Origin of the sequence: Paenibacillus aestuarii (genome assembly GCF_027789125.1) — a bacterium.
Lineage (GTDB): Bacteria > Bacillota > Bacilli > Paenibacillales > NBRC-103111 > Paenibacillus_E > Paenibacillus_E aestuarii.
The window spans coordinates 28,258-40,330 of record NZ_JAQFVF010000019.1; the positions used below are offsets into that span (position 1 = coordinate 28,258).

Genomic DNA, 12,073 nt, shown 5'->3' on the forward strand with positions numbered 1-12,073 from the left:
CTCCTCGTCCCAATCGGATGAGGGCGTTTTTTGTTTTTTTCAGACATATATGGGAGGTATTCGCAATGACACAACAGAAGCGTAAGTTCAATTTCAACCCCGGCCCTGCAGCCATGCCGCTCGAGGTGCTGGAACAAGCGCAAGCGCAGTTCGTAGACTATCAAGGCAGCGGGATCGCGCTGATGGAGATGTCTCACCGCAGCCGGCTCGTCGAGGATTTGACCGAGGAGACGCAGCAGCTGCTCCTGGATTTGCTCGAGCTGCCGAGCGATTATCAGGTGCTTTTCATGGGCGGCGGAGCCAGCGCACAATTCGCGTTATTACCCGCGAACTTTGTTCAGCCTCATCAAACAGCCAATTATGTCCTGACAGGCAGCTTTGCGGAAAAAGCCTTCAAAGAGGCCGCCTACCTGGGACGCACCCATGCGGCTGCAAGTTCCAAAGCGCAAGGGTGGCGTCATATTCCGGCTATCGCTGCAGACGATTTAACCCCTGACGCCGCCTATGTGCACATCACGCTGAACAATACGATCGAGGGCTCACGCTATCTCGAGGTGCCGGAGGTTGGCGATGTGCCGCTTGTGGCCGATGCGACCAGCGAGATTTTAAGCCGCAGGCTGGATATGAAGCGCTTCTCCATGATCTATGCCGGGGCGCAAAAAAATCTCGGTCCCGCCGGCGTAACGGTTGCCATTCTCCGCAGCGAATGGCTGGAGAACGCTTCACAGGCAATCCCGGAAATTTGGCGCTATTCGACCTTTGCTGCTAATCGTTCCCTTTACAACACACCTCCGGTTCACTCCATTTATATGATGAATCTGGTGTTGAAATGGACACAGCAGCTAGGCAGCGTGGATCAACTGGAAAAGCAAAACGCACACAAAGCCAAGCTGCTCTACGACGTTATCGACGCAAGCGAAGACTTTTATCGAGGCATCATTGATACCGAATATAGATCCCATATGAATGTAACATGGAGAATGAAAAGCGAAGATTTGGAAAAGCGATTTATCCAGGACGCGGCCAACAACGGTTTTGAAGGCTTAGCGGGCCATCGGAGCGTCGGCGGGCTGCGGGCCTCAGCCTACAATGCCGTACCTGTTGAAGCTTGTCAGGCTTTGGCCGAGTTTATGATTGATTTTGCCAGGAAGAATGGGTAAGGTTAAAGCATATCTCATCAAAGCGAGGGAACTTACTTGAGTAATGAGCTTGTAAAAAAACTGCGTCTTGCCGGCTGCAAGCGGGCGCTTATCTTGAATGCTCCGGCCGGCTATATGGAGAAGCTTGAACCACTGCCGGATGGTGTTCTCGTCACGCAGCATAAAGAAGGTGCGCAAGCCTACGATTTCGTGCAACTGTTCGTGCACAACGTTGGCGAGGTGCAAAGCTTGGCTCCACAGGCCATCGAAGCTGTAATACCGGAAGGGATGCTGTGGATTAATTATCCGAAAGGCAGCGGTAAAATCAAAACGGACATCAACCGCGATTCTGGCTGGCAAACGGTCACCGATCTGGCCTTCGAGGGCGTCTCCCTCGTTTCTGTCGATGAGACCTGGTCCGCTATGCGCTTCCGTCCCAAAGCGCTGGTCAAAGCCCCGCGGAGCGAGCGGCTCGCCGTCTCTGCCGACAAAGCACCCAAAGCGCCCGGAAACGCCGATAAAACCGTCATTGTCCCTGATGATCTCGCCTCCGCCTTCCAGGGTCATCCCGAAGCCCAAGCTTTCTTCGCTACATTGTCATATACGAACCGCAAAGAATATGTCCGCTGGATCACCGATGCCAAACGGGAAGAAACTCGCAGTAGCCGGGTGGAGAAAACGATCGACAAGCTATCGCGCGGGATTAAAAATCCGATGGTCAAAGAATAAAAAAAGTCCCATGGACAGCATTTCTGCTGATCTCATGGGACTTTGCTTTTTTATTATTTGCTTGATCCAAGCTGATGGATCGGATGACCAAGTGCGCCTTCGGCAGCATCCATCACCATTTCCGTTAACGTTGGGTGAGCGTGAATCGTGAGGGCGATATCTTCCAGATTCGCCGCCATCTCGATCGCAAGCGCAAGCTCGCCGATGAGGTTGGACGCTTCTGGACCGACAACTTGGCCGCCAAGCAGCAAGCCAGTTTCTTTGTCGCCAACCAGTTTCACGAAGCCTTGACCAGCGTTTAACGAGTTCGCACGGCCGTTAGCCGCGTAAGGGAACTTGCCGATTGTTACGTTGTAGCCTTTTTCTTTGGCTTCTGTTTCGTTCAAGCCAACGCTGGCAATCTCCGGATCGGAGAAGACAACGGCTGGAATACCTTTGTAATCCACGACGCTAGGCAATCCGGCAATCGCTTCTGCAGCTACTTTTGCTTCATAAGAAGCTTTATGCGCAAGAGCAAGACCAGGAACGATATCACCAATGGCAAAAATGTGCGGAATGCTTGTACGGCCTTGGTTGTCCACCTCGATCATGCCGCGATCCGTCATTTTCAGGTTGATCAGATCAAGGCCAAGCTCACCGTCGGTGTTAGGACGACGGCCTACAGTTACCAAAACATAGTCAGCTGTCACTTGTTTCTCTTCACCTTTGACCGTGAATGTAACGGTTACGTCGTTTTCTGTTTTGGTATGAGATTGAGCCAGCGCTTCCGTATGAACTTCGACGCCGATTTTCTCTAAGTTGCGGGCAACCAGCTTCGTCATTTCTTTCTCAAAACCTGGCAGAACGTGATCGGAGCCTTCAAGCACCGTTACTTTCGTACCGAATTTCGCGAACGTTTGACCCAGCTCGATGCCGATGTAGCCGCCGCCGATTACAACCATGCTCTTCGGAATTTCACTCAGTTGCAGAGCTTCCGTGGAAGAAAGAATTCTTCCGCCGTAAGGGAAAGCTTTCAGCTCGATCGGCCGGGAGCCCGTCGCGATGATGCAATGCTGGAAGCGGTAGCGAGGCGCTTCTTGATCATTGAATACACGTGCTTCGTGTTCGTTAATGAACATGGCTTCGCCTTGGAACATTTGAATTTTGTTGCCTTTCAGCAGCTGACTGACGCCGCCCGTTTGCTTCTTAATGATGCTGTTTTTCCATTCTTGCACTTTCGCGAAGTCAACCTTCACGTTCTCTACAGAAATCCCCATGCTGTCCGCATGCTGTGCATGCTCATACGTATGAGCCGCAGAGATCAAAGCTTTGGATGGGATACAGCCGCGGTTCAAGCACACGCCGCCCCATTCCGATTTATCGACAATCAAGACGCTTTTGCCCAGTTGAGCGGCGCGGATGGCGGCTACGTAGCCGCCAGGACCTGCACCAATCACTAGCACGTCAATATCTAGAGAAGCATCTCCTACTACCATGCTGTTACACCTCCAAGACAAGAAGCTCTGGATCAGCCAGAAGCTGCTTGATGTAGTTCAGGAAGCTTTGCGCTGTCGCTCCGTCCACGATACGGTGGTCAAAGCTCAAGGACAAGGCCATAACCGAAGCGGCTACGATTTCCCCGTTTTTCACCACTGGTTTCTCTGTAATGCGGCCTGCACCCAGAATCGCAACTTCAGGGAAGTTGATAACTGGTGTAAAGAACATACCGCCCACAGAACCGATATTCGTAATGGAGATCGTTCCACCCTTCATCTCAGCAGGAGCCAATTTGCCTTCGCGTCCGCGAACGGCAAGATCCTTGATGGAAGAAGCAATCGACCATACGTTTTTGCGGTCTGCGTCATGAATAACTGGCACGAGCAAGCCATTGTCTGTATCGGTTGCGATACCGATGTTGTAGTACTTCTTGTAGACGATCTCTTGTTTCTCTTCGTCGATCATCGCGTTCAATGCCGGGAATTGACGGCAAGCCGCTACCAGCGCCTTCACGATGAATGGCAGGTAGGTCAACTTCACGCCTTTCTTCTCGGCGAGAGGCTTCGTGCGCTCACGCAGCGCCACAAGAGCTGTTACGTCGATTTCGTCCATCAACGTGACGTGCGGAGCCGTGTACACGGATTTGACCATCGCGTTCGCGATCACTTTGCGGATGCCTTTGAAAGGAACGCGCTCTTCTACGCGATCGCCAACTGCAACAACCTGCGCGCTTGCCGCAGGTGCTGCCGCGCCAGCTGCTTCACTCGCAGCTGGTGCTGCCGCTTGAGCTGCCGCAGGAGCAGCTCCTGTGAAGCCAAGCACGTCCTCACGCGTGATGCGGCCGTGTTTGCCTGTAGGTGTCACCTCTGCGAGGTTGACGCCTTTTTCTCTTGCCAGCTTGCGCACGCTAGGTGTCGCAAGCACTTCGCGGCCAGCAGCTGCCGTAGGCGCTGCTGCCACGGCTGGCGCTGCGGCTGGAGCCGCTGCCGGTGCCGCCACAGCTGCAGGTGCTGCAGCTGGCGCCGGTGCTGCTGCCGGAGGCGCAGCTACGGCCGTACCGCCGCCTGTATGGATCGACTCCGCAGGAATTTCACCTGTAACTTCGATCGTCATGACCAATTCGCCGACATGGCAAATTTGGCCGTCTTTTACTTTTATATCTACAACTTTTCCTTCAACCGGACAAGGAACTTCAACGACAGCTTTATCGTTCTGAACTTCCATCAGGATCGTTTCGTCGGTAACCGTATCTCCGGCTTTAACCAACATTTTCACGATCTCGCCTTCATGTATGCCTTCACCAAGCTCTGGGAACTTGTATTCAAACAATGCCACGTGTGCTTCCTCCTCTTACCTTCGACTGGACTGGATTAGAATTCGAGTACTTGCTTGACGCCTGCGATGACACTTGCCGGGCTAGGCAGCCAAGCGTCTTCGATTTGTGCGAATGGGTAAATTGTATCTGGCGGAGCTACACGAAGCACTGGCGCTTCCAAGTGCAGGATCGCTTTTTCATTAATTTGTGCGATAACTTCGGCAGCTACACCGGAAGTTTTCTGCGCTTCTTGAACGATGATCGCACGGTTCGTTTTCTTAACGGACGCGACGATGGTATCGATATCCAGCGGAAGCAGCGTACGCAAGTCGATAACTTCGGCTTTAATGCCTTCTTTTTCAAGCTCTTCAGCCGCTTTCACGGAAGTATGAACCATCGCGCCGTAAGTAATGATGGTTACATCGGAGCCTTCGCGAACGATATTAGCTTTGCCAAGCTCAACCGTATACTCGCCTTCAGGCACTTCTGCGCGGAATGCGCGGTATAAGTTCAGATGCTCCATGAAGAAAACCGGGTCATTATCGCGAATCGCGGAAATGAGCAAGCCTTTTGCATCGTAAGGGTTGGATGGAACGACAACTTTGATACCAGGCGTTTGCACAAGCAAACCTTCCAATGGATCTGTGTGCAGCTCAGCTGCTTTAACGCCGCCGCCAAAAGGCGTACGGAAAACGATTGGCGCATTGTAGCGGCCGCCGGAACGGTAACGCATACGAGCTGCTTGAACGCAGATTTGGTCGAGCGCTTCGTAGATAAAGCCTACGAACTGAATTTCAGCGATCGGACGGAAGCCTTGCACGCCCATACCGACGGCAAGTCCACCGATGGCGGATTCGGCAAGCGGTGTATCGAATACGCGGTCTTCGCCGAATTCTTTTTGCAAGCCTTCTGTCGCACGGAATACGCCGCCGACGTGGCCTACGTCTTCACCGAACAAAATTACGTTAGGATCTCTTTCGAGTTCGACGCGCATTGCGTCTTTTATCGCTTGAATCATTGTCATTTGTGCCATGACTTTTTCGTGCCTCCTAAGAAAACTGGTTATCGTAAAATGAACTTATTTAAATGCCTGTTTTTGCTCTTCCAAGTGCGGCGGAGTTGTTTCAAACATGGAGTCGATCAAGCCAGGAATCGTCATTTTCTCGGTTTCTTCGGCTTTTTTGATTTGCTCAGCAACAGTTGCCTTCGCTTCTTCTTTTACGCGAGCCTCTTCTTCTTCGCTCCAAAGACCTTTCTTTGTCAGGAAGATGCGCATACGCGTAAGCGGATCTTTTGGCTCCCACTCAGCCTCTTCGTCTTTGGTACGGTATTTCGTTGTGTCATCGGCCATGGAGTGCGGACGGTAGCGGTATGTCAACGCTTCGATCAACGTAGCGCCTTCGCCTTTGCGACCTCTCTCAGCAGCTTCTCTCACCGCTTGAACAACTGCGAGAACGTCCATACCGTCGACTTGCACGCCTTTGATACCGGCAGCTACGGATTTATGAGCAACGGACAGCGCGCCTGTTTGTTTTGCGTAAGGCGTTGTGATCGCATAGCCGTTGTTTTGTACAAAGTAAATAACAGGCAGCTTGAATGCGCCCGCGAAGTTCATGCCTTCGTAGAAATCGCCCTCGGAGCTTCCGCCGTCACCTGTATAAGTGATAGCAACGCGCGGCTGATTGCGCTTTTTGAACGCCATTGCTACGCCTGTTGCGTGTAGAATTTGCGCACCGATGATGATTTGCGGCATCAGCACGTGTACATCTTCTGGAATTTGACCACCGTGTTGGTGACCGCGGGAATACAAGAATGCTTGGTACATAGGAAGACCATGCCATACCAGCTGTGGCATATCACGGTATCCTGGGCAGATGAAATCATCTTTATTTAAGGCAAATTCACTACCGACCATGGAAGCTTCTTGACCGGAAACCGGCGCATAGAAACCAAGGCGTCCTTGACGGCCGAGGTTTACTGCTCTTTCGTCCCATACGCGTGTGAACACCATTCTTCTCATTAATTCTTTTAATTGATCATCGCTCAAATTAGGCATTTTGTCAGGATTGACGATCGTACCGTCTGGAGCCAGAACCTGTAAAGGTTCAACCTTCTCTGTGGTAACTTCATAATTCGCTTGGCTGACGAGTGGCTTACTCATACCTTTTCACCTCATATATGATTTTGATGCCTGCTAACTGAATTTCTGTTATAGTATTATTATAAACCTGTTTTTGTGAATTGTACACCAGTTTCCCTTAAGAATCTAAGGTCTTTTCGCCTTTTTGTATAGTACAGTTCCTGAAAATATATAATACAGTTAATAACAAGTTAATAAACTGCTATAATACACCTCACCTTTTTAAGGAGGATTTTTCCAAATGGACGACTCTCGCTACTACAAAAGAACGATCGTGAAGGATGAGCTTGCCTCCTCCCATCTGGGTGAGATCCGCACCCTGCGCATCTACCTCCCGCCGGGCTATAACGAGCTGCTTTCTTATCCGGTGATCTACTGCCAGGACGGGGAGCAGTTTTTCAATTTCGGGCGCATAGCCACCACATTGACCCGCTGCATTCTCGATGAGGGCCTTGAGCCTGCCATCGTGGTTGGTGTCGATGTTGATGTGTTGACCCGCACTTCGGAGTATGCCCCCGAAGGCGAACGCCACGACACTTATTGCCGCTTCTTCGCGGAAGAGCTGCTCCCGTACATCGAGGGCAAGTACCCGGTGCGCAGTGACCGCACGGAGCGCATATTGGCGGGAGACTCTTTGGGAGGCACGGTTTCCCTGCATCTCGCCTTAGATTATCGTAGCCTTTTTTGCCGTGTAATATCCTTGTCCGGGGCATTTTTCGACTTGACACGCTCGCGTCTGGAACGGGAGGACGACCTGTCCTGGCTGGAAATGTACATGCTCATCGGAATGGATGAAACGGATGTCACAACCGAGCGCGGCACGTTTGACTTTGTTAGAGAAAACCGCGAAACCAAAGCGGTCCTGGAACGCAAAAAAGCCGGGCTTCTTTACCTCGAGAAGCCCGGCAAGCATATTTGGGGGTTCTGGCAGGGGGAATTGGACGCTGCTTTGACGTATTTTTTGGGGTGAGTGGCGCGGGGGCTCTTCGCGAGCTCAATATAGACCAAATAGCGGAAGTCTCCCTTCCGCTATTTGCTGCGCAAACCCCACTTCGTGACTGACTACGACTCTCACGCTTTTATCCCGTAACGCTGCTTCATCAGCTCAATCATCGCGGTGATCGACGCACGGTTCGGATACCCCGGCAGCTCGCTGCCATCCCATTCGCGGCTCCCCCTGCTCCGCATAATCGCGAGTACCTGCTGGGCAAACTGCTCCGCCGATAGAGGCTGCCGCAAGCACTCGGCCAAGCTTGCCATGCTCCCCGGCGCCACATGCGGATAATCTTCTGCAGCCGCAGAACCCGCAGCCCGCGTATAAAACTCCCGCGCAAGCGCCCCCTTCTCCTCACCCGCTCCAGCGACGATGACAAAAGCTTGCACAGAGATCGCATGCTGCTGACGCCGCTGCGCAATGCCGCAAAACTTGCGTCCGTCAATACTCAAGTCGAACTCTCCCGGGCAAAATGAGCCGATCACCTCACCTTGATCAATCCGGCTCGTTAAATTGAGCATAACCTCCCGGATTAAGGCCACCATGGTCTCAAAATCTTTCCGATGCTCAATATCCCCCGGCGTTTTTGGCAGCAGTAGCGATACGTTCACCACATTCAAATCCAACGGAACAGCCGCTCCGCCCGAGTTGCGCACAGCCGTGTCATACCCCTGTTCCCGCAGCCAGCGCTCCGCAGCCCCAGCCAAGGGCAGCCTGCTGTCCCTGAGCCCCATCACAAACGCCCGGGGATGCCTCCATAGATGAAGAATCGGCGGCATGCCTTGGCCCATTGCCCGGCATAAGAGTTCTTCAAGCGCAAATGCGTATAATATATCGTGCGGCTCCGGATCATGAAGCCGGTTTAAGATCGCCATATTTGCAGGCAGTTGATTGTGCGTCACTCTATTCCATCTCCCGAAATCTTAATTCCATTCTATCCCTAGAATTGTATCCGATAAGGACAAGCCTCGCAATGAATGAACGACCGAAAGGAGGGAATTCCGATGAAAAAAGCAGGACATCTGTTTCGCCAGACGTGGTTTTTCATTCTTGTGGCTATCACGCTCATCATCGTCCTGCCGTTTCTCATTTGGCTGTGCCTCCCTTCCCATCCGCTTCATGTATGGATATTGGACAAAACACCGGAAAGTGCACGTGAGCATAAAGGTGTCATGTGGACACTGAATCATGACAAAATCATTAACGCCGACACATCCCGCCCTTTTGACTATCATACTGACAATTACGGGGTAGTCCGCGATGCCAGCAACGGCACTCAAGTCCGTCCGTTTCCTCAGCAGGTCGACACCCCTTCACCGAATCTGATTTATGTGGCGGATACATATGGAGGCGGAAGCAGTTATTCAAGCGCAAGCGGCTTGCGTGCGGAAGATATGAATCCCATCCTGACACATATTAGCCGAGGGACTACACTTATTGCCGAGTTCAACTCTCTTGGCGCGCCAACACAACCTGCCATCCGCAATCAGATGGAACAAGCGCTTGGTGTGGATTGGCTGGGCTGGACAGGCCGCTATTACACTGACTTATCAAGCAGCGCTGACGTGCCCAAAGGCGCCATTGCCGCCTACGAAGCGAATGAACAACGTTCCTGGGACTTCCAAGGGCCTGGGCTCGTACTGATCTCGGACGATAATCGCGTCATCGTGCTCGAGCAAGGCAAAGACATTGGCAAGAAGCTCGTTACTTTCGCCTATAGCCCTGACTATCGAACTGAGTTTGGTGCAAAAAGCTCCGCATATTTCAGCTGGTTCGAATATGGCCACGCCGCAGCGGGCACTGACGTGCTGGCCAATTATCATATCGACGCTACGCCCGACGGCTTGGCCAAATTGAAAGCGCAAGGCTTGCCAGCGGATTTTCCCGCCGTTTACCGCAAACATGCCGACCCGTATACGAGCTATTATTTTGCCGGAGACTTTTCTAACAATGAAGCCATTCCTTCGCGCTGGGGCATGTGGGGGATCGAGTGGCTGAAAACCTGGTTCACACCCGTTGCCGCAGGAGATACGGACGCTTTTTATTGGCAGATATACGTACCTTTAATGAAACAAATCTTACATAATATCACAATAGAACCCGCACCCGCTGCAGCGAACGCATCTTCGGTAGCCGGAGTAGTAACAGGCCCGCTGGTCGCCATCCATGACGCGAACGGCGTCAAACAAGTATCTATGACCCAGAACGGTCATCTTGCCGTCTTTGATGGTACGTCGTGGCAGCCCCGTTTTTGGAACGGGATTAACTTTGGGGCGACGAGGCCTGGCCATTATCCCGGTGAGCTGGCGACGAGCAAGGACGATTACTTGCGCTGGTTCCCGCAAATGAAGCAGATGAACGTGAATGTCGTGCGGGTGTATACGATATTGCCGCCTGATTTTTACGAAGCGCTGGATGCGTTTAATCAAAATCGTAAAGACCCGCTGATGCTCCTTCAAGGGGTGTGGACACCCGAGGAGGAGTTGATCGGGAAGCAGCGCGAAGGAAACGATGCGTATCGTACGGACATCAGCGATACGTTCCGCAGCGAAATCATCAATGCCGTGAAAGTCATTCACGGCGATGTTACGCTGCCTTCAGGGCCGGGCCATGCTGGCGGCGCGTACAAAACCGATGTATCCCGCTGGCTGCTCGGCTGGATCATCGGCACCGAATGGTACCCTTACGCTGTCAAGGCTACCAATGACCATCATCCCGGCACACGTCCGTATGCCGGGACTTATTTCGAGGCTGCTGCCGAAGCCTCGCCTTTTGAAAGCTGGCTGGCCGGCATGCTCGACACGGCCGCTATACAGGAAATGAAATACGGGTGGCAACACCCGATTTCATTCACGAACTGGCTGACGACGGACCCGCTCCGTCATCCGAATGAACCGCTGCCGCAAGAGGATCTCGTCACCGTCGATGCGATGCATATCCTGCCGAAGGCGGGATGGTCATCTGGCTACTTCGCTTCCTATCACGCCTATCCGTATTACCCGGATTTCCTGCGCTTCCAAGCGAGCTACCAGACCTACCGCGATGCGCGCGGCCAGATGAATCCGTACGCAGGTTATTTGCATGACCTGCGCCAATGCCATCCCGGCATCCCGCTGCTGATTGCCGAATTCGGCGTGCCCAGCTCCCGTGGCATCGCCCATTACGGCTCGGCCGGCCGGAATCAGGGCATGCATACGGAACAAGAGCAGGGAACAATGGACGCTGACATGATTCGCAGCATATACGACGAGCATTACGATGGAGCAATCCTTTTTGAATGGCAGGATGAGTGGTTCAAGTTCACGTGGAATACGATCGATTACGAGATTCCGGAGGAACGCCGCGCTATGTGGCATAACCGGTTAACCAATGAGGAAAATTTCGGCATCATCGCCGTAGAGCCTGGCCAATCGCTGTACGACACGATCAAGGTGGACGGCAAAACGGATGATTGGAGCCACCGCAACATAAAACTCCACGCTGCCTATGACGCTTTTGATGTGACAGCCGCCCATGATGCTTCAAATGTTTATTTGCTGCTGGAGAAAAAGCAAGGCGCTTGGGATCTGGAGCATGAACCGGTGACAATTGGTTTTGATACGCTGGGGGGAGGCTCGCATACAGCCGACGTTGCGCCCGGCTTTACCTTTTCGGAAGGCATCGAGACCTTGTTGACCCTGCGTGGGGAGGCTGATTCCCGGATGCTCATCAATAGTGCCTACGATCAGCACACCTGGCTTTACGGTGCCATCAAAAAAATGCTGCCCCGCCCGCTCAAACCCGAGTACCTCCGTGCGGAAAATGGCATTTTTCTGCCTTGGCGGTTGGCGCTGAATAAGCCGCTCTATCTCCCGCAGAGCCGCGTGCATATGCCGTTTGAGGAGTATGAGGTCGGGGTTATGCGCAAAGGCATCAGTGATCCTGCGGCTGCGAATTTCAACACACTCGCGGACTGGTATGTAAGCAACCAAATACTGGAAGTTCGCATTCCTTGGATGCTGCTCGGCTACACGGATCCCAGCAGTCATTTGGTCTGGGATTACCCTTTTCATGCTGGAGCGATCGTAGCTGTGCCTAGTAAGGGCATCCGCATCATGCCTTATATCGGAAGCACGGGTCCTTCCCAAGCGGTGGCCCCGCTCTTTTACGACTGGAGCAATTGGAATGAGCCCGTCTACCATGAGCGCCGAAAACTCGGCTTTGACATCCTTCAGCGCCTGTATGGCGAATTGAAGCAGCCTAAGCATAAATTGGACCCCAACACCACAAAATGATGGTGT

General features: G+C 52.7%; 9 protein-coding genes. 4 read left to right on the forward strand and 5 right to left on the reverse strand.

Annotated features, from left to right (window positions below):
- Positions 1-65: 65 nt before the first annotated feature.
- Positions 66-1,160 carry a 3-phosphoserine/phosphohydroxythreonine transaminase gene (gene serC / locus O9139_RS05120; RefSeq protein WP_270878378.1) on the forward strand — a complete coding sequence of 365 codons (1,095 nt, stop codon included), beginning with the start codon at positions 66-68 and terminating at the stop codon, positions 1,158-1,160.
- 36 nt (positions 1,161-1,196) lie between these two features.
- Positions 1,197-1,868: a YdeI/OmpD-associated family protein gene (locus O9139_RS05125; protein WP_270878379.1), complete on the forward strand. Its 672-nt coding sequence runs from the start codon at positions 1,197-1,199 to the stop codon at positions 1,866-1,868.
- A 53-nt stretch (positions 1,869-1,921) separates the two neighbouring features.
- Here the strand turns inward: O9139_RS05125 and lpdA are convergent, their stop codons facing one another.
- From lpdA to pdhA, 4 genes are read right to left on the reverse strand one after another with little or no spacing between them, the layout of a single operon-like run.
- Positions 1,922-3,343: a dihydrolipoyl dehydrogenase gene (lpdA, locus tag O9139_RS05130; protein ID WP_270878380.1), complete on the reverse strand. Its 1,422-nt coding sequence runs from the start codon at positions 3,341-3,343 to the stop codon at positions 1,922-1,924.
- Between the two features lie 4 nt (positions 3,344-3,347).
- The gene (locus O9139_RS05135; protein WP_270878381.1) at positions 3,348-4,679 is read right to left on the reverse strand and encodes a dihydrolipoamide acetyltransferase family protein; all 1,332 of its coding nucleotides are present in this window, start codon (positions 4,677-4,679) and stop codon (positions 3,348-3,350) included.
- A gap of 35 nt (positions 4,680-4,714) precedes the next feature.
- Positions 4,715-5,692, reverse strand: a complete 978-nt coding sequence (locus O9139_RS05140; RefSeq protein WP_270878382.1) for an alpha-ketoacid dehydrogenase subunit beta — start codon at positions 5,690-5,692, stop codon at positions 4,715-4,717.
- Between the two features lie 45 nt (positions 5,693-5,737).
- A complete protein-coding gene (gene pdhA / locus O9139_RS05145; protein ID WP_270878383.1) occupies positions 5,738-6,820 on the reverse strand; it encodes a pyruvate dehydrogenase (acetyl-transferring) E1 component subunit alpha in 1,083 nt (360 codons plus the stop codon).
- Positions 6,821-7,040: 220 nt separating this feature from the next.
- Here pdhA and O9139_RS05150 point away from each other — a divergent pair, with 220 nt between their 5' ends.
- Entirely contained in the window at positions 7,041-7,769 is a 729-nt protein-coding gene (locus O9139_RS05150; protein ID WP_270878384.1) for an alpha/beta hydrolase, read from the forward strand.
- Between the two features lie 101 nt (positions 7,770-7,870).
- Here O9139_RS05150 and O9139_RS05155 read toward each other — a convergent pair whose 3' ends face one another.
- Positions 7,871-8,695 carry a lipoate--protein ligase family protein gene (locus tag O9139_RS05155; RefSeq protein ID WP_270878385.1) on the reverse strand — a complete coding sequence of 275 codons (825 nt, stop codon included), beginning with the start codon at positions 8,693-8,695 and terminating at the stop codon, positions 7,871-7,873.
- A gap of 102 nt (positions 8,696-8,797) precedes the next feature.
- Here O9139_RS05155 and O9139_RS05160 point away from each other — a divergent pair, with 102 nt between their 5' ends.
- The gene (locus O9139_RS05160; RefSeq protein WP_270878386.1) at positions 8,798-12,067 is read left to right on the forward strand and encodes a hypothetical protein; all 3,270 of its coding nucleotides are present in this window, start codon (positions 8,798-8,800) and stop codon (positions 12,065-12,067) included.
- Positions 12,068-12,073 lie beyond the last annotated feature (6 nt).

Excerpts from the sequence above, each read along its gene's own strand:
- lpdA (WP_270878380.1), bottom strand. The coding sequence starts at position 3,343 with ATGGTAGTAGGAGATGCTTCTCTAGATATTGACGTGCTAGTGATTGGT.
- O9139_RS05150 (WP_270878384.1), top strand. The coding sequence starts at position 7,041 with ATGGACGACTCTCGCTACTACAAAAGAACGATCGTGAAGGATGAGCTT.
- O9139_RS05140 (WP_270878382.1), bottom strand. The coding sequence starts at position 5,692 with ATGGCACAAATGACAATGATTCAAGCGATAAAAGACGCAATGCGCGTC.
- O9139_RS05160 (WP_270878386.1), top strand. The coding sequence starts at position 8,798 with ATGAAAAAAGCAGGACATCTGTTTCGCCAGACGTGGTTTTTCATTCTT.
- pdhA (WP_270878383.1), bottom strand. The coding sequence starts at position 6,820 with ATGAGTAAGCCACTCGTCAGCCAAGCGAATTATGAAGTTACCACAGAG.
- serC (WP_270878378.1), top strand. The coding sequence starts at position 66 with ATGACACAACAGAAGCGTAAGTTCAATTTCAACCCCGGCCCTGCAGCC.